General features: G+C 50.9%; 18 protein-coding genes. 2 read left to right on the forward strand and 16 right to left on the reverse strand.

Going from position 1 to position 23488, the window contains the following annotated elements:
* Positions 1–33 precede the first annotated feature (33 nt).
* The 5 genes from TU92_RS20125 to TU92_RS20145 all read right to left on the reverse strand — a co-directional run bounded on the left by TU92_RS20125 (position 34) and on the right by TU92_RS20145 (position 6097).
* Positions 34–771 carry a fimbria/pilus periplasmic chaperone gene (locus TU92_RS20125; RefSeq protein WP_112168940.1) on the reverse strand — a complete coding sequence of 246 codons (738 nt, stop codon included), beginning with the start codon at positions 769–771 and terminating at the stop codon, positions 34–36.
* A complete protein-coding gene (gene stbD, locus TU92_RS20130; protein ID WP_112168941.1) occupies positions 737–2059 on the reverse strand; it encodes a fimbrial usher protein StbD in 1323 nt (440 codons plus the stop codon). The genes TU92_RS20125 and stbD overlap by 35 nt, the downstream gene beginning before the upstream one ends.
* A 98-nt stretch (positions 2060–2157) precedes the next feature.
* Complete coding sequence (locus tag TU92_RS20135; protein WP_112168942.1) at positions 2158–4719, reverse strand: fimbrial outer membrane usher protein; 2562 nt, start codon at positions 4717–4719, stop codon at positions 2158–2160.
* Positions 4697–5452: a fimbria/pilus periplasmic chaperone gene (locus TU92_RS20140; protein WP_112168943.1), complete on the reverse strand. Its 756-nt coding sequence runs from the start codon at positions 5450–5452 to the stop codon at positions 4697–4699. The genes TU92_RS20135 and TU92_RS20140 overlap by 23 nt, the downstream gene beginning before the upstream one ends.
* Positions 5453–5557: 105 nt before the next feature.
* Complete coding sequence (locus TU92_RS20145; protein ID WP_112168969.1) at positions 5558–6097, reverse strand: fimbrial protein; 540 nt, start codon at positions 6095–6097, stop codon at positions 5558–5560.
* A 584-nt stretch (positions 6098–6681) separates the two neighbouring features.
* Here TU92_RS20145 and TU92_RS20150 point away from each other — a divergent pair.
* The gene (locus TU92_RS20150) at positions 6682–7386 is read left to right on the forward strand and encodes a DUF2461 domain-containing protein (protein WP_112168944.1); all 705 of its coding nucleotides are present in this window, start codon (positions 6682–6684) and stop codon (positions 7384–7386) included.
* Positions 7387–7422: 36 nt separating this feature from the next.
* Here the strand turns inward: TU92_RS20150 and TU92_RS20155 are convergent, their stop codons facing one another.
* The 10 genes from TU92_RS20155 to TU92_RS22525 all read right to left on the reverse strand — a co-directional run bounded on the left by TU92_RS20155 (position 7423) and on the right by TU92_RS22525 (position 20259).
* Positions 7423–8958: an EAL domain-containing protein gene (locus tag TU92_RS20155; RefSeq protein ID WP_112168945.1), complete on the reverse strand. Its 1536-nt coding sequence runs from the start codon at positions 8956–8958 to the stop codon at positions 7423–7425.
* 35 nt (positions 8959–8993) lie between these two features.
* A complete protein-coding gene (locus TU92_RS20160; protein WP_136627596.1) occupies positions 8994–9644 on the reverse strand; it encodes a helix-turn-helix domain-containing protein in 651 nt (216 codons plus the stop codon).
* Positions 9645–10159: 515 nt separating this feature from the next.
* Complete coding sequence (locus TU92_RS20165) at positions 10160–11023, reverse strand: D-amino-acid transaminase (protein WP_112168947.1); 864 nt, start codon at positions 11021–11023, stop codon at positions 10160–10162.
* 166 nt (positions 11024–11189) lie between these two features.
* A complete protein-coding gene (locus TU92_RS20170; protein WP_112168948.1) occupies positions 11190–11429 on the reverse strand; it encodes a hypothetical protein in 240 nt (79 codons plus the stop codon).
* A gap of 95 nt (positions 11430–11524) precedes the next feature.
* A complete protein-coding gene (gene narI, locus TU92_RS20175; protein WP_112168949.1) occupies positions 11525–12205 on the reverse strand; it encodes a respiratory nitrate reductase subunit gamma in 681 nt (226 codons plus the stop codon).
* Positions 12202–12924 carry a nitrate reductase molybdenum cofactor assembly chaperone gene (narJ, locus tag TU92_RS20180; protein WP_112168950.1) on the reverse strand — a complete coding sequence of 241 codons (723 nt, stop codon included), beginning with the start codon at positions 12922–12924 and terminating at the stop codon, positions 12202–12204. Before narJ ends, narI begins: the two co-directional genes overlap by 4 nt.
* Positions 12924–14459 (reverse strand): nitrate reductase subunit beta, encoded by a 1536-nt coding sequence (gene narH / locus TU92_RS20185; RefSeq protein WP_112168951.1) that lies wholly within the window; start codon positions 14457–14459, stop codon positions 12924–12926. The genes narJ and narH overlap by 1 nt, the downstream gene beginning before the upstream one ends.
* The gene (locus tag TU92_RS20190) at positions 14456–18232 is read right to left on the reverse strand and encodes a nitrate reductase subunit alpha (RefSeq protein WP_112168952.1); all 3777 of its coding nucleotides are present in this window, start codon (positions 18230–18232) and stop codon (positions 14456–14458) included. The genes narH and TU92_RS20190 overlap by 4 nt, the downstream gene beginning before the upstream one ends.
* A 330-nt stretch (positions 18233–18562) precedes the next feature.
* On the reverse strand, positions 18563–19987 hold the full coding sequence (locus TU92_RS20195) for a chloride channel protein (RefSeq protein WP_248291971.1): 1425 nt from the start codon (positions 19985–19987) through the stop codon (positions 18563–18565).
* Positions 19966–20259, reverse strand: coding sequence for a hypothetical protein (locus TU92_RS22525; protein ID WP_248291972.1), 294 nt, complete (start codon positions 20257–20259; stop codon positions 19966–19968). The genes TU92_RS20195 and TU92_RS22525 overlap by 22 nt, the downstream gene beginning before the upstream one ends.
* Positions 20260–20433: 174 nt before the next feature.
* On the opposite strand from TU92_RS22525, the gene TU92_RS20200 reads away from it, so the two are divergent.
* Positions 20434–21543 carry an AI-2E family transporter gene (locus TU92_RS20200; protein ID WP_112168953.1) on the forward strand — a complete coding sequence of 370 codons (1110 nt, stop codon included), beginning with the start codon at positions 20434–20436 and terminating at the stop codon, positions 21541–21543.
* 67 nt (positions 21544–21610) lie between these two features.
* Here TU92_RS20200 and TU92_RS20205 read toward each other — a convergent pair whose 3' ends face one another.
* Positions 21611–23368 (reverse strand): sensor domain-containing phosphodiesterase, encoded by a 1758-nt coding sequence (locus TU92_RS20205; RefSeq protein WP_112168954.1) that lies wholly within the window; start codon positions 23366–23368, stop codon positions 21611–21613.
* Between the last annotated feature and the right edge of the window lie 120 nt (positions 23369–23488).

Below are 23488 nucleotides of genomic sequence, written 5' to 3' on the forward strand. Positions count from 1 at the left end.
TTTTATTATTGAGAGTAAAAGTTGAAATGATATTTAATTTATCTGCTGGCTATTCTGCCAGCGTGTACCGTTATCATTAATAACCTCATATTCCATCACTCCTGACAGATTTTTATCCGCCGGGATGTCCACCCGCAAACTGGAAAGCGGTTCCACCATGACCCCCGCTAACTCCGTCGCCCCTGACTTCAACGATGAAATCGTCATATGCCACGGCGTCGGGTTTTGGATCAACAGCTTATTGCCGGTTGCCTCCTTCCCGATACTGAACCGCAATTTCTGTGCATCACTTTCCTTCAGTTCACCGATGTTTTCCGGCCTGACAAACACTTTCATGCGGATTTTTAACGGCAGCACGACCTTTTTCTCGCCTTTATTCCGCGTTTCGGTATTTGGCGGAATTTGGTAGATATTCAGCCAAAATACGCTTTCGCGATCCTTCGGCAGGTTTCCGGCTGAAACCAATAACAGGCGAATGTTGCGGATCTCCGCCGGTTTCATTTTGAACACCGGCGGGTTGATCACAATCGGCGTGTGGACCTTATCCGGGCTCACCGTCGGGTCACCGTTGTCAGTCCAGACCTGTACCACTACCGGTTCTTTCTCGGAATTCACTAATGACAGTGATTCCGCGATGCTGCCCGAGTTGAACACCACGCGGGTCTTTTCCGCATTAACCACCGCGCTGGCGTGAAACGATGTGCAACAGAGCATAATGCCCGCCGCAACGGTGATTTTATTGAAAACTGACCACCACTTGTAACTGTGCATTGACGCTCCCCGCCGTAACTGTTTCGCCGCTGATTGCCTCCAGAGAGGCTGTAAAATTTCCAGTGTAGGTTGTGATACCGTCCGTTGAATCGCCCTGACTGGTGGTCAGATCTTTATAGGCGTACCAACCGCCGGTATTGCCTGTTGTCGCAGTTTTACTGGAAAGAAGGTTCAAAGCATTCCCACTTTCATCATAAATTCGAATTCCCACGCCTGAAGCGACACCTGAACTGCCATAATTGGTGTCCAGTAAATGCGTTAAACCACTGGTTGAGGTCAGACCCAGAGTTGTCGCGGCGGTGACCGCTGTTGACTGATTAACTAAGAAACCCATCGCAACATTTGCTGATGAACTGGTTGATTTACTTACGCTGGATACAGCAGAGTCTTCGCAGCTTAGGCTGATGTCAAAATTACTTTGACTCACTTCGCCGTTGTTTAACGATGAAGTACTTATTGTGGGTAATAGAACAACCGAAGGGTAATCTTTTACCAGGCACATTGCGCCTCGGACAAAAGTAACATTGTTGTACAAACCATAGGCCGCTGGCCAGGCGCTATGCCAACCATCATGATTAGAGTATGAGTCTGCACCATCAGTAACATTCGTTGATAAACCCGGCCCTTTAAAAACTATATAACCATAAGGCTGAGAATAATTCATAAGCCAAGTTGTGCTACTATTAGTATAATAAGTCGCGGAATCTATTTTAAAAAGTTCTATAGTGACGCCGCTGAATATACTAGCAGGTATATAAATATAGTTTTCATCCTGAATCCAGTTATCTGCAACTAACTTTCGTGCTTTCCAATATCGTGAATAATATTCTCCAGTACTGGTGTTGGTTAATCTGTAAGCAACATTTCTTACAGGGCTGTAATAGGCATTATCAACTTCATCAGTTGTATACATACCAGTATATGCATTATCACCATTCGTACCATACATCTCATAGATAGAATCAGCATCGGCTAGCGCACATCTGAAAAGTATCTGATTCTGACCGTAAGTCGTAGAAGATGAAGCCTGGAAAAAGTCAGCTGTTGAACTGGCAAGTAATGTTCCTGATGGCATCAAACTTGAATTGGTACTTATAGAGACAACTGAAGGAAGCCCTATATTACCATTGCAAGTATCACAAGCCCCACTCCAACTTTTTGCAGTATAACCAGCTTCAATTAATGCAGTAGTCAAATAGCTGGTTCCTGTCACTATCGAACACGTCGCCTGTGAAATGCCAGGAAGTACCAACCCGAGAAAACTTATTAAATAAAATAATTTTTTCATCACTCAAAATCCCCTCTATCATCATTCACGTAATATAGATTACCTAATAGCCTCACAAAAATATTTTTGATTTTTTGCTATGCGTTATTTCTGGGAATTTATTTACAAGGTAGCGTCAGCTGTAAAAAATAACTATCATCACTCGCAGGTAACTGATAATTAATTCGGCACTGCTCTGCATTCGTTTTACCCCATGAAACAAACAGCACGCCTGAACGCGCGTTGATACGTGCGTAAATTTGCCCCGCCTGGCCAACCATACCAATATTCTTGCCGTCTTTATCGGTGACATCAGCACCCATAGGGATCATTTGATCAACTTTGAGTGTGGTATTGATCAATACCTGCTGGCCTTTTATTGTGTCGAATTCAACTTGCACAATTGCACCGGAATACGGCACCACCTGCTTGCTGCCTCCCTGAATATCCACTCTAGAGTTCAATCCCTTAGGATCTAAACTCACGGTGTTATAACGGTACGGAGATAATGACGGCAAAATTGCGTAACCAAAGCTGTCGATTTTCGCCCCCATGCCATTTTTAATTTCCGCACCTTTTGCGCCCTTGGCCTTAATTAATGCAAAGGTGTCGCTGACATACGGGCCATAGGTCACGCCGCCGGGATGGATCAGCAAGGTGCCGGATGTACCGAGTCCGAATTGTTTATAATCCGTGCCTTGCGAATAGGAACCCCGGAATGCGCCTTTTGACGTGGTCTGTTGCAGTGACCCCCCCCAGGTCATTTCATTCCCGCTGTCCTGGTAATTCTCTACGCCGCTGTATAAGGAATACGATACGTTGCTTTTTTCACCAACGGAGCCAGAAAGGCTGGTGGTTGCAGACTCTGACGTTTTATTTTTCGCCAGATTAAATGCAACGTTAGACCGTGAATCCGTCCAGTCCAGCGGCATGGAGAACCCGATGGAGACCGTGTTCTCGGTATATTTCTGACGGTTATCGCTATCATCCACGTCGCTGTAGTAATTGCTGCGGGTGCTATAGCTGGTCCGTTGTCTGCCCACGTTGATGTTGTAGCTGATCTTTTTGAAGCTATTGCTGTAACCCAACTGCATCTGAGTAATTCGGGAATTATTGCTGTAGTAGTCCGACGTACTTGCGTTAAGCGATAATGAACCGAAAGTATCGAAGCTTTGCGCGATTGTCGCACTGAACTGATTTTTCTGGTTTAGCGTGTCCGAATAATAGGTTGTCGTATTATCAGCCGCACGCCTTACACCCAGTACATCCTGCAGATCACGAAAGCCTTTGGTCGAATACCGATACGCGGCCAGTGTCAGGTTGGTACCCGTGGTAAAGGTTTTACTGTAGCTCGCTTCCGCCCGCCAGCCGGACTGCGTTTTGTTTTTTTCTGCAACGGCGTGAGAATAGGTGGTGTTGAGCCCGACAGCGCCGAACTGCGTCGCCATTACGCCACCAAGCAGATAGGCCTCGTAGTCTTTTGCCAGACGTACGCCTGCGTTACCGGTAAACCGGTTGCTGAGACCGCGCTGAACCACCCCCTCTAAAAATTCATTATCGACGTTGTAATAGTTACGCACCCGGCCCAACGCCAATTCGTAATTCCACATACCCGGACGAATGGAGTCCGGCACGGCTGAGTAAGGAACGGTAAACGTCGATGTTTGTCCATTGGCCTCAATAACAGACACCTGTAAATCACCCTGTCCGCGAGTATTGTTCAAATCGTCAATAACGAAAGGGCCCGGAGACACGACGGTTTCATAAATGGTTTTACCGAGCTGGCTGACGACCACACGCGCAGTAGTCGTGGCGACACCGCGAACCTCTGGCGCATAACCCCGTTTCCCCTGCGGCATCATTCTCGTGTCGCTGGCAAGTTTCACACCATTAAAAGAGAGGCTGCCAAACAGGCTGCTATTGGTGTAACTGTCACCCACGGTGACCAATGAATTAATAAAAGGCAGCGGACGCTGCGCGTTAGTGCGCACGCTTGTCCATTTTTGTTTAGTCCGCCCGTCAGTATCGTTGTAAGTGAAGTTGGACTGATTTCTTAATTGCCAGAGGCCAATATTGGTGCCGCTGTTCAAGCCGCTCCACAAGTTTTTAGTGGTATAGCCTCCCGTGTTCCTGGTTTCATAATAGTTAGTGTTGTGCTTAAAAAATAAGCCCAACCCACCACTGTCCCATTGCGAAACGGGAATATAGCCGCGCGGTTGACGGTAAAGCGAAGCTTGAGGAATTAACAATTTTAATTTCAGCGTGGATTGTTCAAATTCCCAAGAAGACTCTTTTGAAAGCGCTGAAAAACTCACACACCGATCACCCACTGGCAGCAGGGAAACAGCATCAGCTTTTAACTGAATACGTTTAATATCATCAGCATTCAGGCAAGGCTGTGCTGAATCATCTTCCGTTATTCGGGTGAACGAAATCTTCGTATTTTCTTTAATTAACTTATTATTGACATAGAGATCGACCTGGTAATTCCCGGCTTCGACGCTGACGACTTTTTCGTTCAATTTTTCAAAGTTAATTGCCACACCCGAACCTTCAAGAAGGCTGGGGTCGAAATAGAACTCCTCTGCGGCAGATACCGTATTAAAGCTAGATAAAATGCATGACGTCAGAAGTGAGAGTGAGGCAATATGCGTATTCTTATGGGTTGATTTGATACTCATGATTAACTCTCGCTCCTTGGTCATTAATATATTCAATTACTGCGATGGCATTTTGTTTTAACTTAAGGTTCTTAAAATCCACATGACCTTGAGAAAAAGGTACAAGCATATCCGCAGGCTGTGAATAAACGTGGTCTTCCTGCTTAATCTTGACGCTGGCAATGGACACGTAAAAAGGCGAGCCATTTTTCATCAATAATTTTGTCCCCCCAGAATACATGGAAGAGGTGATCTTTATATCCTCCCCCAGATGATTAATTCTGTTTGCGATGGAAACAGGCCGGTAAAATAACTTCACCCGGTTTTTCAGCATTACGAGCATTTTGTTTTTATTTTGACTCTCTGCTCCGCCCGCGTTAATGGGTGGAATTTGCAGAAAGTTAAAATAAAAAATGGATTCTCTGTCCTGAGGTAAATTCTTACCCCCTGTGAAAGTAATTCTTAAAACCTGCCCACTGTCTGGCGCAATTTTAAACAGCGCCGGCGACGCGATAAACGGTGCTTTCGCGGTGACCGGTGTGGAGTTTGCATCCGCCTCTGCAATCCAGGTTTGGACAGCGTAAGGGAATATATCTTTATTCGTAAATTCAACATTGACTGATGAGCTGTCAGCAGGATATATAATCCGATTCCCCATCATGGTCACGCTTGAGAAAGCGACGGCGGGCAATCCCAGTAATATCGTCAGTGCGATACCCAGTAAATAAATAATGGTGTTTTTTCCAGAATGCATTGTTTGTTCTCTTATCACTTATTCTGCAATGTCATTTAGGCAGACATTATTATTCAAATAAAAAGATGGCAGACAACCTGCCATCTTTTATATCAGAGGGATGGCTTATAGGTAACTCACCGCATACTCAACGGAACCTGCGACGGTGCCCGCCGTTGCTGCATCGGTAGCATAATACTGAACAAAGAAGGTTGCGCTGGACGCTGTATCAGTCTCTGCAAGGGAAAGTTCGCCTTTGGTGCTGGTCCAGGTTGAACTTAAATCAATGGCAGAACCATCAGTGTCAAGCAATTGCAAGTTAACATTGGTCGCAGTGCCTGTATTTGTAAGGGTTCCTTGATTGGCGGTATCCACCAGATTACCCGAGAACACAGTATTAATAGTGGTCGCAGTAGTCGCAGCAGTACAGCCCGATAATGCGATGTCAAAAGAGGTCTTTCCTGCAACACTGCCTGCTGTTGTTAACGCGCTTGCAGCTGCCGTCGGCATTAAGACAACCGGAGCAGAATCGCTGTTTACGGTCACTTCACAGGTTTGATCAGAGACTTCACCTTGGAAAGAAATGGTGTTATCAGATACAGCTGATGCCGTCATTGAATAACCCGCTACCAGCAAACCTAAAGCCACCAAACTTTTCTTATTCATGCGTTGTTTCTCCATTAGATTAATTTCCTTCTGACGCAACCCACCTTGAACTGCTTGCCAGAGGTGATAATCATAAAGTCACGACAAGATTCAGCAAACAAATCTACCTAAAACGCATATATTAGTGTTTTATTCCAAAAAAGATGTAATAGACATCTATTTCATAAAGGAATTGATGTAAAACCGCTTTTATCACAGGGAAATAATCTGCAATTCTCATTAACATCCTGAAAACATATTTCAAACTTACACTTTCTTAACTAGGAATATTCTCAGGTTAATTAAACATGCAAAGACAAATTCTGACTTTTATATCTATAACCGGTTAGCCAATAAACATTCTGCGGATTATTTATTCAAAGCATTTTAATAGTTAAACGATAAAACGTTTCAAGGCTAATATTAGCGTCATGACTCTGTAAATATTGATATAGAACAATAATCTGCTCTCATCGTAATCTACCGTTTTTGCATACTTTTACTTTCCAGCCCCAAAAGCTAAATCCCCCTTTGATCTCCTTTCCGCCTTCAGCGATACTGTTTAAATACACAGCTCATTGGCTTTGTGACAGATAAAAGGGAACATCATGGGAGCATTTACAGGTTTTACGCAGGCAGGTCTCACCTTTTTGCAGGAGCTGCGGCAGAACAACGACAAAGAGTGGTTTGAAGAGCATAGAGATATCTATCAGCAGCATCTGCTGGAGCCGATGCGCAAGCTGGTGGAGGATCTCAGCCAGGATATGGTGGTGATTGATGACCTGTTTGAAGTGCGCCCGGCGATAGGTAAGACGATATCCAGAATGCACCGGGATACGCGCTTTTCTAACGACAAGTTGATTTACCGCTGTAACCTCTGGCTGACGTTCAAGCGTTCGCGTAAGAACTGGACCGACGCACCGACCTACTTCTTTGAGTTCGGGCAGGACTGGTGGCGTTACGGGCTGGGTTATTACAGCGCGTCAAAGACCACGATGGACCTGTTCCGCCAGCAGCTGCTGCATAAGCCGGAGGAATTTTTGCAGATGGCGAAATGTATCGAACCGAATTTCACCATTGAAGGTGACAGCTATAAACGCCCGCTGGTGAAAGAGCAGGATCCGGCGCTGGCGGCCTGGTACAACAAGAAGTCTTTTGCGCTGATCAGTTCTCATATGGATATGGAACCACTGTTCTCGAAGGCGCTGGTGGGGATTTTAAGCAAAGATTTTCATCGCATCGCGCCGCTGTATCACATGCTGATGAAGATTGAAGGAATGAAGAAAAATCAGCTGGCGCTGGGCGAGTAAGCATAAAAGGGGCGAATTCGCCCCTGTTTGTTTATCTCAGGAGCGGATTTTACCGATATCTACCGGCTTACCGTATAGCCAGCCTTGCGCGATAATCTTAGGGTAATGCGCCAGTAAGAAATCTGCCTGATGCTGTTCTTCTATGCCCTCAACGATGATCTTTGAACCAGTCTGCGCGAGCATCTCCAGCATCATTTTGAGCATACGGAAACTCACCGATTCGATACCAATCGCATCGGTGAATATCTTGTCGATCTTGATAATGTCGAAAGAGATTTTGCTCAGGTAATCCAGATTGGAATAACCGGTACCAAAATCATCCAGCGCAATGCGGTAACCGTATTCTCTGAGTCGCACCAGCGCATCTTTAAGAAGCCGATGATCCGCCGTTGAACGCTCGGTTATCTCTAATACAATCTGCCTGCGGTCAAATCCGCCTTTGTCGATCTCCTCTTCCAGAAAGACTTTGAATTCTGGATCCGTTACATCCGCCGTGGTGATATTAATGCTCACGAACAGCGCTTTATTTTCGCGCAGCAGCGGTGACATTTCTCGCAAGGTACGAGCGACGACGGAACGGGTCAATGCTTTGATCTGATTAGTGGATTCGGCAAGTCTGATGAACACGTCTGGTGGAATATTATCGCCATTAATATCTTTCCAGCGGGCTAAGGCTTCGTAACCGATTACCTTACCCGTTTTTATTTCCACAAACGGCTGATAGTTAACACAAATATCATCACAGCTGATGGCCGTTTTAAGTTTATTCTGTAAGGAACGGTTATTTCTGAGATATTGCAGAACGGCAAAGGTGAAAATAGCGCCGGCCAGTAACCCGGCCAGCGTGATGAATACGACGGCAGTGGCAGTCAGCGAGAAAAGTCCGATCTGCGTATTCCTGGCCATCACGCAGATATCATACTTTTTGCTGCACTCTGAAAACTGCGCCTGATGCCACCAGGAAAGTCGTCCCGGCTCGCTCACATCTTTCACCAGCCCGGATGTTTCCCCGAACAACCTGAATATGTGGTCCCGCTGGTGGTTTATCATCACCGCGCCGAACCCGTCATACGGCACATAGATGTCACGAAACGCCGCAGGGGTAGGAAAGAGTAAAACGTTTTTAGATTCCATCATGTCAGCGGTGATGCGCGGATCAACAATACCGCTGAACGATGTCCAGATCCGCTGCCCGTAACGGGTCACCGCATCGGGAATTGACATGGTCACCGGTTCCGGTAAACGTCCGCGCATGGCGGTGCATTTTAGCTGACGGTCTTTGGTGTAGCCGATATCGGAAATAAACACCGAGGTAAACGAAAGGTAACGGATCTCATCGAGAAACCTGTCACTGCAGGCTTCAAACCGTATAGCATTGACATTACTGACAATGTTATGGGATTCGTTAGCGACTTCCAGACCGCGCGCCATAATGTGCCGGGCATAAGAAGCCAGATCGTCGCGATCATAAGCAGCCACCACCAGATGCGTAACGCCGAGCGTCACCGCCATCATCAGCAAGGTACTGAGCAGAAATAATAAAGGTCGGCCAAAAGGGTTTGCGGGCTTCATGGTGCACCTGAAAGAAATATGTTGATGCCGTATTTTTATAAAGAGACCGGCGGATATTCGCCAAATTTGCACCCTGCCAGCGCCATTAACTGACTGAACGCCACATTATTATTGATTTTCAGCTTATTCATAATAGCGTGTTTCATCCGGCTGATGCGGCGATAATCGGTTTTCTTTTTATCCGCAATATTAGTGATGCTCATCTGCTGGCTAAACATGATCAGCACTTCCCACTCGTAATCGCTCAGCATTTCAAAATCGTAATGACGTTTTCTGTCCTCATAAAAGAGTACGCTGACCATACTTTCCGCATTCAGTATCTGGGCAGCAGAAGCACGGCAGCCCTCGACACCCAATTGTTTCATATAGATAGCATCGGCATTGCTTTGAATGAGTAAGGCAGGAATTTCGATTTCAGTGTGAAGAATAATATCGATAGCAGGAAATTGCGCTTTGAGTTTTCTTAATAAATCCAGACCTTCAATAATAGAAGTACTGGCGTCATAGACTTCACTGAAAACCACATCGAGCTTTCTTAATTCAAGCAATGATTTAAGGGAAACAAAATTATAAAGCGCACCCTCAATAATAATATCGCCCTCCTCTCTCAGGATCTGGGTCATTGTTTCGTTGACCATCGAAAGGGGTTCCATAATTGCCACTTTCTCTCTTCTCTTCCACGCCATTCTTTATTCCTTACTTTGATGAAATCCTCGGTTTATTTTATCAACTTAATTTGGGATTTTTGATTTAGGAATATATTTTAAGATTAGGTCAAACATTATGAAAAAACCAGCGGAAGGGATGAATACTTCAAGTAATGTCAGGTATTTGTATTATTTCAGAATAAAAAACCACCAGGATCCTGACAAAACAAAACTTAAACAATGTTTTAATAGCGTAGTAACTAGGAATAATCTCATCTAAATTAAACCGGAGTGGTTTTTTTCAATTGCCAATGGATCATTTAAGAGAGGCTGAGAAGCCATCATATTTGCTAAAGCACACTTCAACTTTTTATTTGACCTTAATACCTCACCCCTTCGCAGGGGAGGGAGCGGTCCGAGTCGTGTTTAACATAGCCCGTCTGCATGGCACGTATTTTAAGAGCCTGGGATTCTTAAGGGGGGCGGCGATAAGCCCCCTTTAAGGCCAGTTTGGGTGGCAACCCAAGGTTTTGATCTTGAAGTTGTAGCTGAAACTACCCCGCCGTCGCCCGCATCGCCTCCGCCACATAGATCTCCCGTAATTTCCCCGTCACTGGCCCCGGCACCCCGCCTCCAATGACTTTTCCATTCAGGGAAATGACCGGCCATATAAACGTCGTCGCCGAGCTGATAAACACTTCCCGCGCATTCATCGCCTCCTCCAGCGTGAACGGACGTTCCTCAAGCCGGATGTCGTGCTGCTTCGCCAGCGCCAGTAGCGCCTGACGAGTGATCCCGTGCAGGATGTGCGTGCTCAGCGGACGGGTTACCAGCGTGCCTTCCGCATCAACAATCCAGGCATTGCTCGAACTGGCTTCGGTAATAAGTCCGTTTTCGACCAGCAAGGCATCATCGGCGTCGTGACGGTGTGCGTACTCTTTGGCCAGACAAGGTGCCAGCAGGCCAACGGTTTTGATATCGCGGCGCTGCCAGCGGATATCTTCCACGGAAACCATGCGGATACCGGTTTTCGATTTCGGGTGATCAATCAGCGGCCTTGCCTGCGTAAACATCAGAAACGTCGGTTCAACACTCTCACCCGGAAAATCAAAATCGCGATCGCCGCTGTTTCCCCGGCTGATTTGCAGGTAAATCGCGCCTTCCTGAAGGCTGTTCTCGGCGATGAGCCGGTTTTGCAGCGCTTCGATGTCTTCTGGCTGGCAAGGCAGTCGCAGGTTCAGCGCCTGACAGGAACGTGATAAACGCGCCAGATGCGCGGCGTTATCCAGCAGACGGCCATTGAGTACGGCGCTGACTTCATACACCGCATCCGCAAATAAGAAACCGCGATCAAATACCGACACCTTCGCATCCTGCTCGGCAATAAACTCCCCGTTGAGGTATACCGTTCTGGTCATGTCATTTTCCTGGCAAAAGTGGAATAGGATTTTATTAGCAGATATCTTTATAACAGAGGATAAATTGCGTGAATACTGAACAACGGACGTTGACCCAACGCAGGTTTCCCGCACGGCGGGCATAAAAAAACGCTCCGGAGAGCGTTTTCATTGTGCGTTGTCAGGCTCAGAGCAGGCCTTTCTTCTTTTTGTTGCGGATGACCAGCCAGCTGATCAGCCCCATTACCGCACCCATAAATATAAACCAGATGCCCAGCAACAGCTGCGGCGCCATTTCGCCCGCCGGCGTATCAGGGCTGCCGACGATCAGGCCGTGGAGTGTGGCAACGACGCCGATTACCAGCAAAATCATGCTGTTGCGTAATAAACGACGGGCTACGGTCATTGGTTGTCTTGGAGTGGCCATCAGTGCGTCCTTGAGCAATAAAATAAAGATAAGGGCGCATCATAGCGCCCTTCTTTTTTATGTCAAAACAGACAGATCACAATCCGCGATGTCAATCAGCGACGATTACGCACCAGCTGATAGCGGCGGGTGAGATATTCCACCGGTGCGCTCCAGATATGCACTAAGCGGCAGAACGGGAACAGCAGGAATAATGTCATGCCGAGCACCAGATGGACGCGGAAAATAAACGCCACACCGTCCAGATGTTCGGCTGCACCGCCGTGGAAGGTAACAACGGACTGCGCCCAGCCAACCAGTTTCATCATTTCGCTGCCGTCCATGTGCTGCGCGGAGAACGGAATGGTGCCGAGCCCCAGCGCACACTGGATGACCAGCAGCGCGATAATCATGATGTCACCGAAGCTTGAGGTGGAACGCACACGTTCGTTGCTCAGACGACGCCACAGCAGCATTGCGCCACCAATCAGCGTCATCACGCCGCACGCGCCGCCCGCCCACATTGCCATTTGCTGTTTCACCGGTACCGGCAGGAAGGATTCGTACATCCAGTGCGGGGTCAGCATCCCGAAGGCGTGACCGGCAATAATGCCGAGAATACCGACGTGGAACAGCGGTGATGCGATGCGCAGGATCTTTTTCTCCAGAATCTGGCTGGAACCGGCGCGCCAGCTGTACTGGCCGTAGTCATATCGCAACCAGCTGCCGACCAGAAAGACCGTGCCACACAGGTACGGATAAATGTTGAAGAAAAAGTTGTTGAGGAAGTCAGTCATTTGCGTGGTTCCCCCGCAGGTGTGTCGTCAAGGTTCAGATACTGTGGCGCAACCGCACCGGCGAAGTGTTTCTGGCGCGCAGCTTCTTCACCACTCGCACAACTTTGTTCGCCGAGGAACTTGATTTGCTCCTCTTCCCACACCGCATCCAGCGCGGCGGGAGTGTCATCGCGCGCTTCCTGTTTGATTCCTTCACGCACTGACTCAGTGACAATGTCACTTCCAGACAGCGCCAGCAGCAAATCAAACAGTTCGGCGTAATGGCTGTCGCGTTCCTGTAAACGGGCGCTGAGCAACGCAAGGATCGGCGCAATATCGCGCAGGCCGTCGCGCGCCAGCTGTTCGTCACGGGTGGTCAGATACTCCAGATAAAGCGGCAGGTAATCCGGCAGCTCGCGGCTGTCGATTTCCAGACCGGCTTCACGGTACTGCTCCATCAAATCCACCATCGCCTGCCCGCGGTCGCGGGATTCGCCGTGAACATGTTCGAACAGCAGCAGCGAGGTGGCGCGGCCGCGATCGAACATCGCGGTGTACGCCGACTGGGCATCCAGCAAATCTTTCTGGCAGAAAGTCGTGATGTACAGCGCCAGACTCAGGCGCTGTGCGGCATTCAGTTCCGAAGATTCGGTCACCGCTTCGAGCAACTCGATCTGATGTTCCCAAAGGTCTTCAGACGGGTAATCCAGCAGTAATCCGATGAGTCGTAAGCTGTTCATTAGCTTTTCCTTTCGGTTTTCGCGCCGATGTCGATGGCATCAATGCGCTTGCTGTTAAACAGGTTGAATTTAGTGTCGCTGCCATGGCAACCGTCGCCGAAGCTGAAACCACAGCCTTTGGCTTCCGGGAAGGCTTCGCGTGCCTGTTCACGGTGGCTGGAAGGCACCACGAAACGGTCTTCGTAGTTAGCAATCGCCAGATAACGATACATTTCCTGCGCCTGTGCCTGAGATAAGCCGACCTGCTCGAGCGCGCTGGTATCCAGCACGCCATCCACCGTTTCGGCACGTTTGAAGTGACGCATGGCCAGCATACGTTTCAGCGCGCGCAGCACCGGTGCGGTGTCGCCTGCGGTCAGCAGGTTCGCCAGGTATTCCACCGGAATACGCAGGCTTTCGACGTCCGGCAGCACGCCGCTGTGCGGCAATGCGCCTGCGTCGGCGGCAGACTGAATCGGAGACAGCGGCGGTACGTACCAGACCATCGGCAGCGTGCGGTATTCCGGGTGCAGCGGCAGCGCCAGTTTCCATTCGATCGCCATTTTATAGACCGGCGACTGACGGGCGGCGTCCATCACTGACAGCGGAATGCCGTCAATTTCGGCCTGTGCGATAACGTCCGGATCGTTCGGATCAAGGAAGATACTCATCTGGCTTTCATACAGATCTTTGTCGTTTTCGACAGAAGCTGCTTCGGCGATACGGTCGGCGTCATACAGCACCACGCCGAGGTAGCGGATGCGACCGACGCAGGTTTCGGAACAGACCGTTGGCTGGCCAGCTTCGATGCGCGGATAGCAGAAAATACATTTTTCTGATTTGCCGCTCTTCCAGTTGAAGTAGATTTTTTTGTACGGACAACCGGTCAGGCACATGCGCCATCCGCGGCATTTATCCTGATCGATCAGCACGATGCCGTCTTCGCCGCGTTTGTAGATAGCGCCGCTCGGACAGGTCGCCACGCATGCCGGATTCAGGCAGTGTTCGCACAAACGCGGCAGGTACGCCATGAAGGTGTTTTCGAACTCGCCGTACATCTCTTTTTGCATGTTGGCGAAGTTCTGATCGGCAGAGCGCTTACTGAACTCAGTACCCAAATCGTCTTCCCAGTTCGGACCGCCGACAATTTTCTTCATGCGTTTGCCGGTCAGCAACGAGCGCGGACGTGCGACAGGCTGATGTTTACCGTCTTTGGCGGTATGCAGATGCTGATAGTCAAAATCAAACGGCTCGTAGTAATCATCGATTTCCGGCATATGCGGGTTGGCGAAGATTTTGTGCAGCAGATTAGCTTTGTTACCCATACGCGGCTGCAACTTGCCGTTGATTTTACGGATCCAGCCGCCTTTCCATTTTTCCTGATTTTCCCAGTCGTGCGGATAACCCAGACCCGGTTTTGTTTCGACGTTGTTGAACCACGCGTACTCCATCCCTTCGCGGCTGGTCCAGACGTTTTTACAGGTCACTGAACAGGTGTGGCAGCCAATGCATTTGTCGAGATTCAGCACCATGCCGACTTGTGAGCGAATTTTCATTTGGCTTTCTCCTGTGCTTTTTTAGGGAGGACTGCGGCCTGCACGAAGTCGTTGCCTTCATCATCTAACCAGTCGATGCGATTCATTTTGCGCACAATCACGAACTCGTCGCGGTTTGAGCCGACGGTGCCGTAGTAGTTGAAACCGTAAGACAGCTGCGCGTAGCCGCCGATCATATGGGTCGGTTTCGGGCATACGCGGGTGACGGAGTTGTGGATCCCGCCGCGCTGTTGGGTGATTTCAGAACCCGGAATGTTCACAATGCGTTCCTGCGCGTGGTACATCATGGTCATCCCCGCCGGTACGCGCTGGCTGACGACCGCACGGGCACTCAGCGAACCGTTGGCGTTGAAGGCTTCGATCCAGTCGTTGTCTTCGATGCCCAGTTTTGTCGCATCGTCTTCACTCAGCCAGACAATCGGACCGCCGCGACCTAAGGTCAGCATCAGCAGATTGTCGCTGTAAGTGGAGTGAATGCCCCATTTCTGGTGCGGCGTCAGGAAGTTCAGCGCCATCTCCGGGTTACCGTTTGGTTTGGCGTTCAGCAGCGGCTGCGCGGCACGGGTGTCGATTGGCGGACGGTAAACCAGCAGGCTTTCACCGAAGGCACGCATCCACGCATGATCCTGATACAGCTGCTGACGGCCAGACAGTGTGCGCCACGGGATCAGCTCATGAACGTTGGTGTAACAGGCGTTGTAGGACACGTGCTCATCTTCCAGACCTGACCATGTCGGGCTGGAGATGATTTTGCGCGGCTGAGCCTGAATATCGCGGAAGCGAATTTTCTCGTCTTCTTTATTCAGTGCCAGATGCGTGTGGTCTCGGCCCGTGTTGGCGCTCAGCGCCGCCCAGGCTTTGACGGCCACCTGACCGTTGGTTTCCGGTGCCAGCGTCAGAATGACTTCGGCAGCGTCAATCGCCGTTTCAATGCAAGGACGCCCGATGGCCGCGCCGTCCAGCTTGGTGTAGTTCAGCTTTTTGAGCAGATCGACTTCGCTGTCGGTGTTCCAGTTGATCCCTTTACCGCCATTACCCAGTTTTTCGAGCAACGGTCCTACGGAAGTGAAGCGCTCATAGGTGTTCGGATAATCACGCTCGACAACCATCAGGTGCGGAGCAGTGCGGCCCGGAATCAGGTCACACTCGCCTTTTTTCCAGTCTTCCACACCGAACGGCTGCGCCAGTTCTGCGGCGGAATCGTGCTGGATTGGCAGCGTGACGAGGTCAGTTTCCACGCCGAGATGGCCGACGCAGACGCGGGAGAACTCTTTGGCGATGCCTTTGTAGATTTCCCAGTCGCTTTTGGAATCCCACGCCGGATCAACGGCGGCGGACAGCGGATGAATAAACGGATGCATATCCGACGTATTCATGTCGTCTTTTTCATACCAGGTTGCGGTCGGCAGAACGATGTCGGAATAGAGACAGGTGCTGGACATACGGAAATCAAGCGTTACCACCAGATCCAGTTTGCCTTCGCCGCCCTGCGCCTGCCATTCGACTTCCTCCGGCATCACGCCGCCCTGCACGCCTAAATCTTCTCCCTGAATACCGTGTTCGGTACCCAGCAGATATTTGAGCATGTACTCGTGGCCTTTACCGGACGAGCCCAGCAGGTTAGAACGCCATACGAACAGGTTGCGCGGGAAGTTCTGCGGATTGTCCGGTTGCTCGGCGGCGAAACGCACGCTGCCGTCTTTCAGTGCCGCGACGGTGAAATCAGCCGGAGACTGCCCGGCGGCTTTCGCCTGCTCTGCGATATGCAGCGGGTTGACGTTTAGCTGTGGCGCAGACGGCAGCCAGCCCATGCGCTCGGCGCGGACGTTGTAATCGATCATACTGCCGGTAAATTTGGATTTATCCGCTAACGGCGACAGCAGTTCCTGCGGCGCAACGGTTTCGTAACGCCACTGGCTGGAGTGGTTGTAGAAGAACGAGGTGCTGTTCATCTGACGCGGCGGACGCTGCCAGTCGAGACCGAAGGCCAGAGGTTGCCAGCCGGTTTGCGGACGCAGTTTTTCCTGACCGACGTAGTGGGCCCAGCCGCCGCCGCTCTGACCGACGCAGCCGCAGAAGACCAGCATGTTGATAAGGCCACGGTAGTTCATGTCGAGGTGATACCAGTGGTTCATCCCGGCACCCACGATGATCATTGAACGACCGTGAGTTTTGTTAGCGTTATCGGCAAATTCGTGAGCAATGCGCTCGATGTTTTGCTGTGATACGCCGGTGATTTTTTCGGCCCAGGCTGGCGTATAGGCTTTGATTTCGTCAAAGCCTTGCGCGCAGTTTTCATCGTTCAGACCACGTTCAATCCCGTAGTTCGCCAGCGTCAGATCATAGACGCTCGCCACCAGACCGGTGCTGCCGTCGGCCAGCTGCAGGCGTTTCACCGGCAGTTTGTGCATCAGAATTTCTTCCAGCGCTACGCTGTTGAAATGCTCACTGACCGCGCCGCCAAAGTACGGATAACCGACGTTCACGACATCATCGTGGTTACCCAGCAGGCTCAGCTGCAGGCTGACCTCTTTGTGTTCTTTACCCTCGCGGGATTCGAGATTCCACTGACCTTTCTCACCCCAGCGGTAACCGATCGAGCCCAGCGGTGACACCAGCTCACCGGTATTTTCGTCAAAGGCGATGGTTTTCCACTGCGGATTATTTTCCTGACCGAGGTTATCCACCAGATCGGACGCGCGCAGCATGCGGCCTGCGGCGAAGGAGCCATCTTCGCGCGGTTCGAGCATGACCAGCATCGGCATGTCGGTGTAGCGGCGCACGTAGTCAGTGAAGTACTGGCTTGGATTGTCGATATGGAAATTTTTAAGGATCACATGACCCATGGCCAGCGCCAGCGCGCTGTCGGTGCCCTGTTTCGGGGCCAGCCACTGATCGCAAATCTTGGCGATTTCTGCGTAATCGGGGGTGATCGCTACCGTTTTGGTGCCTTTGTAACGGACTTCGGTGAAGAAGTGGGCGTCTGGCGTACGGGTCTGCGGAACGTTGGAACCCCAGGCGATAATATAAGAGGAGTTGTACCAGTCAGCGGATTCAGGCACGTCCGTCTGCTCGCCCCAGGTTTGCGGAGAGGCCGGTGGCAAATCGCAATACCAGTCGTAGAAGCTCAGACATACGCCGCCGATAAGCGACAGATAGCGCGCGCCGGATGCATAAGACACCATCGACATCGCCGGGATTGGCGAGAAGCCGATAATACGGTCCGGGCCGAAGGTTTTGGCGGTATACACGTTAGATGCCGCGATCAGTTCATTCACTTCCTGCCAGCTGGAACGCACGAAACCGCCGCGTCCGCGAGCGGCTTTATATTCTTTGGCTTTTTCAGGCTGGCTGACGATTGAACCCCAGGCATCCACCGGATCACTGTAGGTCAGTTTGGCTTCGCGCCACAGCTGGATGAGCTTTTTGCGCATCAGCGGATATTTCAGACGGTTGGCGCTGTAGAGATACCAGGAGTAGCTGGCACCGCGCGGGCAGCCGCGTGGCTCATGGTTTGGCAGATCCGGACGGGTGCGCGGGTAGTCAGTCTGCTGGGTTTCCCAGGTGACCAGACCGTTTTTGACGTAAATCTTCCAGCTGCATGAACCGGTGCAGTTCACACCGTGCGTGGAACGGACCACTTTATCGTGCTGCCAGCGGCTACGGTAGCCGTCTTCCCAGTCACGGTTGGTATTCAGCGTCTGGCCGTGGCCATCAGCGAAGGGTTCAGCTAGCTGTTTGAAATAGCGAAACCGGTCAAGAAACTTGCTCATCCGGGAATCTCCTGTGCAAAGGCCTGTGGCGCTTTGTCGTTATGTGAATGGCGGGGAATTCAATTACATTGCTCACGTTGGCCTCAGAGTATTCACGCGCGTGATGAGCCCCTTTGATTGCGATCAAGTGAGCGCCGTCGTATAAAAACTCACATAACGGTAATTACCCCCAAAGAGGTATTTGAAAAGACACGCGTAACCGGTTGATTTATTTAATTAAAATATCTTTATCTAGGATTTTTATCGCCGGAGAGGCAGAGAGTGGAAAATGAGGGGTATTACAAACGCCAGCCGGTCTGCGTCACAGAAACCGGCAGGCATTATGGGTCATCAAATGAAGTCTTTGGCTTTACTGAGCAATGCGGCTTTGGTGATAACACCCAGCAGACGCCGGGATTGTGCGTTTTCCAGCACCGGCAAACGTTCCAGCGGCGAGTTGCTGAACATTGCCCACGCCTGCTCGTAGCTGGCCTGCTGGAACAGCGTGGTGAACTCCTGTTCGATAAACGCATCAATCGGATCATCAGATTTCAGGCTGCCGTCGATAATACCGCTCGCCAGCACGTTGGTCGGTACCACGCCGAGGAACCGCTCTTCCCGGTCCACCACATAGACGTAGCGCGTGCGCTGCTTCAGCCCTTCGCTGACCACTTCAGATAATGAGGCGTCGACGTACATTTTCGAGCAAGGGGTCACCAGCGAAGCAACGGTGCTGTATTCGAATTCATTCTTGGCGAGGAAGCGGGCGTTGTGGCGCGTCAGCACCGGGTAAGTGCCGCCCTCTTTCAGGCGCGAAGCAACAACGTAAGAAATCGCGGTTGCCAGCATCAGCGGGAACAGCAGAGAGCTGTTGAGCGTCATTTCGAACGCCATCATGATCGACATCAGCGGTGCGTGGCTGGTCGCCGCGAGCAGTGCGCTCATGCCGATGGCTGCGTACAATCCGACCGGTCCGGGATCGAACCCCAGCCATTGCAGGCAGGTACACACCAGCGCCCCGCCCGCTGCGCCAATCAGCAGCGACGGCGTAAACAGCCCGCCAACGGCGCCGGAGCCTATCGTTATCGCCGTGGCAACAATTTTTAAAATCAGCAAGACCAGCAGCGACGTCTGCAAATCTCCGTTATTTAAAATCAGATCGATGACTTCAAAACCGTTACCCAGCACCAGCGGCGAAATCATCGCCACCAGCCCGACCCCCAGCCCGCCCAGACCTAGCCGCAGCGCCGGATGCGAGATGGGTTTCATCCACTGACGGAATTTATCGATCGAGGAGATAAACAGCGGCCCGAGGATCCCGGTCGCTGCGCCGATAATCAGTACGGTGATGATCGCGCCAAATGACGGACTAAAGGTTGCCGAAGAATAGAGATACAACGGCGCATAGCCGGTCAGCGAGCGAACGGTAAGCACGGCAACGGATGCCGAAATAAATAACGGTATCAATCGCTGGACAGCGGTCACGCCAAAGGCGATTTCTGCCACAAACAGCGCACCGGCAAACGGCGCGTGATACACCGCTGCCAGCCCGCCCGCCGCGGCCATCGCGATAATATCGGACTGATGGACGCCTTTAAAACGCGAAAAGCGACCGAGCAGGCTGCCGCTTAGCGCCGACAGCTGCACCATCGCGCCTTCACGCCCGATCGACCCGCCGCTGGCGATGCTGGCGAGCGACGACAGACCGCGCAGCACCGTGCTGACCACCGGAATGCCCGGCAGCCGCTGGTCGATCACATCAAGATAATCGGGCATTTTGCCGTGCTTTTCTTCATGGCGCAGCGCCCACAGCAAAATGAAACCGGCAATAATGCCGCCCGCCGTGGTGATGAGCGCCAGACCAGTCTCGGATATTCATTAAAGGCTTTGGTGATATCGCTGCCATCGGCGAACATCAGGCCGTTGATACCGGAAATCGCACCGCGAAAGGCGATCGTCACCAGTGCGGCGACAATCCCGGTGGGAATGGCGATCAGCAGGTTTACCCAGTCACCCTTTTGCAGGGAATCGAATGCTTTCAGGCCCATCAGGTTCTCTTAGTGGAAAAGGTGCTGGCAGGGAGAATAGCATTTTGGCGGGCGTTTCTCATGCCCGTGACCAGCGGTGAGGCGCAAGAATGCGGTCATGCAGGAAGTAATTTTTGCAAAAACGAAGATGCACTCTATGCTTCGTGAGCAACAGGTACATTCAAAGGAATTAATATGGTGGTTAAAGGTCTTTCCAAGGGGTTTTTTCTTACGATTTTACTGATCGTAACGTTGGCTTTTTTTGATGTTTTACAACCTTACTATTCATCAGTTTTGTGGGCGATTATTCTGGCCGTGATTTTCAATCCAATGAAAAACCGGCTGAAACAGTATGTTGGCGATCGTAACGGTCTGGTCTCGTTGCTGACGGTGCTCATCATCTGTCTGATCGTCTTCACGCCACTGGCGATCATTGTTTCCTCGCTGGCGATTGAGTTCAACGCGGTCTACACCAAGTTGCAGGGGAATGAAACGCAGCTGCCGATGATTCTGGCGGATGTGATTCATCATCTTCCGCGCTGGGCGCGTCACTTCCTTTCCGACCATGATCTGGACAGCACCACTGAAATCCAGAAGAAACTGTCAGACGTGGCACTTCAGGGTAGCCAGTATCTGGCGGGCAGCGTGTTCGTGATCGGTAAGAGCACCTTCGGGTTTGCTCTGGGTTTCGTCATCATGCTGTACATTTTGTTCTTCCTTATCAAAGACGGCGCATATCTGGTGAACCTGATTCTGGCCGCGCTGCCACTGTCGAGCTACGTGAAGCATCACCTGTTTATGAAGTTTGCTGCCGTGGCGCGTGCGACGGTCAAAGGCACGGTGGTAGTAGCGATCGTTCAGGGTGCGCTCGGCGGTATTGCGTTTTACATCGCCGGTCTCGAAGGAAGCTTACTTTGGGGCGCGCTGATGGCGTTTCTGTCGATCATCCCGGCAGTGGGCTCAGCCATTATCTGGGTGCCAGCGGCGATTTATTTCTTTGCCTCCGGCATGCTGTGGAAAGGCGTCTTCATCGTGGTGTTCTTCGTGGTGATTATCGGCCTGGTAGATAACATTCTGCGTCCGCTGCTGGTCGGCAAAGATACCAAAATGCCGGATTATCTGATTCTTATCAGTACGCTTGGTGGGATGGAAGTCTACGGCATTAACGGATTTGTCATCGGTCCGCTGATCGCGGCGCTGTTTATCGCCTGCTGGAATATTCTGTCCGGGCGCGATCACCGCGATAATATTGATGAGATTGACGAAGACTTTATCGAAGAAGGGAAAAATCATCCGGGCGCCTGATAGCTCCCGGTGGTGATTTCATAATGAGCGGCTTAATCCCCGCTCATTTTTTTTGCCTGTGGCCAGCCTACACTGCCGCACGCTCCTCACACCACTGTTCGAAGAGTTCCGGGTTCAGCGGTCGGGAGTAGAAATACCCCTGCACTTCATCGCATCCCAGCCCGCGCAAAATATCCACCGTTTCTTCGTTTTCGACCCCTTCCGCCAGCACTTCATAATCCAGCTGTTTAAGTAAACGGATGACGTTTCTGACGATCACCAGACTGCCGTGATCGGTAGAAATGGTGCCGACAATCGAACGGTCGAGTTTAATGGTATCCATCGGGATTTTACGCAGGACGTTAATGTTGCTGTAACCCGAGCCGAAATCATCCAGAGAAATACGGAATCCGCGCAGCTTGAGCATTTCAAGCCCTTCCAGCGCATCGGGGCTTTCGAGCATTTTCTCGGTTTCCAGACACTCCACGCTGAGTAAAGAAGGCGACAGCGTATGGCTGAGCATTTTCTCTTCCAGCGCGTCGGCAAAACCGGGTCGGGAAAAATCACTGGCCGCCAGATTTATTGAGACCGGAACCTGAAAGTTTTTATCGCACCACAGGCTTATCTGCCTGATGGCATGTTCGATAACCCAGTCGGTCAGTTCGCTCATCAGGCTGGTTCTTTGCACCAGCGGGATAAACTGGCCGGGCATGATTTCGCCCAGTAACGGATGCTTCCAGCGGATCAGCGCCTCTGCACCGGTCACGCTGCCGGTGGTCAGGGAGATTTTCGGCTGATAGACCAGATACAGGCCGCTGCCCTCGTGAAGCGCCTTGCGCAGTTCGGACAGCAGCTGAAAATCATTTCTCTTTTTGTTGTCGATCTCGGCGTCGTACGTCATAAAGCGCTTTTTCTGACTGATCGCCTCATGCAAGGCACTCACTGCGCGGCGCAGAATTTCGGCAGGGGTCAGTTCGTGGGAATACGCACCAGAATCGCCAATGTGAATATCCAGATTAAGCGGGATCTGGCTGTTGAGGCTGGCCTGCGTGCCTTTCAGGGTGTCGGCGATGGCCTCAAGTGTGGTGGACTCGCTGTCTTTGAGCAGGAAGGCGAAGCGTCCGACCGCCACCGCGTATAACAATCCATCCAGATTAAGTTTGGCTTTCAGCTTGAGCGCCATATCCTGCAACAGGCTTTCCACCGCGCCCATCCCCAGAGACCGCGCAACCTCATAGGCAAAAGCGATATCGATGCAGTCGATAATCACCAGCGTGTTGTCCGGACCGCTCAGGTAGGACATATCGCGCAGAAGTCGCTGACGGTTGGGCAACAGCGTCACAATATCGACATACCCGACGGCGTGCCAGGTTTCCAAAAACACCGAAACCAGATCGGCGATTTTCTCGAAGGTTTCGATATCTTCCGCTGAGAATTCGCGCGCCTGATTGTCCAGAAGACACAGCGTTCCGACGATCACCCCTTCACGGGTTCTGAGCGGGCAACCGCCGTAGAAACGGATAAACGGCGCTTCATGCACCAGCCGGTAGTGCCTGAACATATCATCCTGCAAGGTATCGTTGCAGATCAGGGTTTGTTCGCTGCGCACGGTATGCGCACAAAAGGCATCGGTCAGGCTGGTTTCGGTAAACGGCACGTTTTGGGCTGATTTAACAAACTGTTTTTCGTCATCAAGGACGGAGACAAAACACATCGGCACGTTGAGTAAGCGACAGGCGAGAAAGGTGTACTTTCGCAGCGTATCGTCACGGCCTCTGTCATCTGCTTTAAGAGCATCGATCGCCGCATGCCTTTTTGCTTCATTGTTACTTAGATTGGTCAGCATGGTTACACTCTTAAAATCAGAAAATTTTCTAATAATATTCTTATACCTTTTTTACGTCGTATTCGACCCGTTCAGTATCGAAGCGCTATTACAGGTATAAAAGCCCTTAATTTTATTTAA

Origin of the sequence: Rahnella inusitata, assembly GCF_003263515.1 — a bacterium.
GTDB classification, from domain to species: domain Bacteria; phylum Pseudomonadota; class Gammaproteobacteria; order Enterobacterales; family Enterobacteriaceae; genus Rahnella; species Rahnella inusitata.

Bases quoted from the DNA above. Each gene is read 5' to 3' on its own strand.
- TU92_RS20125 (WP_112168940.1), bottom strand. From the start codon at position 771: ATGCACAGTTACAAGTGGTGGTCAGTTTTCAATAAAATCACCGTTGCG.
- stbD (WP_112168941.1), bottom strand. From the start codon at position 2,059: ATGAAAAAATTATTTTATTTAATAAGTTTTCTCGGGTTGGTACTTCCT.
- TU92_RS20135 (WP_112168942.1), bottom strand. From the start codon at position 4,719: ATGAGTATCAAATCAACCCATAAGAATACGCATATTGCCTCACTCTCA.
- TU92_RS20140 (WP_112168943.1), bottom strand. From the start codon at position 5,452: ATGCATTCTGGAAAAAACACCATTATTTATTTACTGGGTATCGCACTG.
- TU92_RS20145 (WP_112168969.1), bottom strand. From the start codon at position 6,097: ATGAATAAGAAAAGTTTGGTGGCTTTAGGTTTGCTGGTAGCGGGTTAT.
- TU92_RS20155 (WP_112168945.1), bottom strand. From the start codon at position 8,958: ATGAAGCCCGCAAACCCTTTTGGCCGACCTTTATTATTTCTGCTCAGT.
- TU92_RS20160 (WP_136627596.1), bottom strand. From the start codon at position 9,644: ATGGCGTGGAAGAGAAGAGAGAAAGTGGCAATTATGGAACCCCTTTCG.
- TU92_RS20165 (WP_112168947.1), bottom strand. From the start codon at position 11,023: ATGACCAGAACGGTATACCTCAACGGGGAGTTTATTGCCGAGCAGGAT.
- TU92_RS20170 (WP_112168948.1), bottom strand. From the start codon at position 11,429: ATGGCCACTCCAAGACAACCAATGACCGTAGCCCGTCGTTTATTACGC.
- narI (WP_112168949.1), bottom strand. From the start codon at position 12,205: ATGACTGACTTCCTCAACAACTTTTTCTTCAACATTTATCCGTACCTG.
- narJ (WP_112168950.1), bottom strand. From the start codon at position 12,924: ATGAACAGCTTACGACTCATCGGATTACTGCTGGATTACCCGTCTGAA.
- narH (WP_112168951.1), bottom strand. From the start codon at position 14,459: ATGAAAATTCGCTCACAAGTCGGCATGGTGCTGAATCTCGACAAATGC.
- TU92_RS20190 (WP_112168952.1), bottom strand. From the start codon at position 18,232: ATGAGCAAGTTTCTTGACCGGTTTCGCTATTTCAAACAGCTAGCTGAA.
- TU92_RS20195 (WP_248291971.1), bottom strand. From the start codon at position 19,987: ATGCCCGATTATCTTGATGTGATCGACCAGCGGCTGCCGGGCATTCCG.
- TU92_RS22525 (WP_248291972.1), bottom strand. From the start codon at position 20,259: ATGGGCCTGAAAGCATTCGATTCCCTGCAAAAGGGTGACTGGGTAAAC.
- TU92_RS20200 (WP_112168953.1), top strand. From the start codon at position 20,434: ATGGTGGTTAAAGGTCTTTCCAAGGGGTTTTTTCTTACGATTTTACTG.
- TU92_RS20205 (WP_112168954.1), bottom strand. From the start codon at position 23,368: ATGCTGACCAATCTAAGTAACAATGAAGCAAAAAGGCATGCGGCGATC.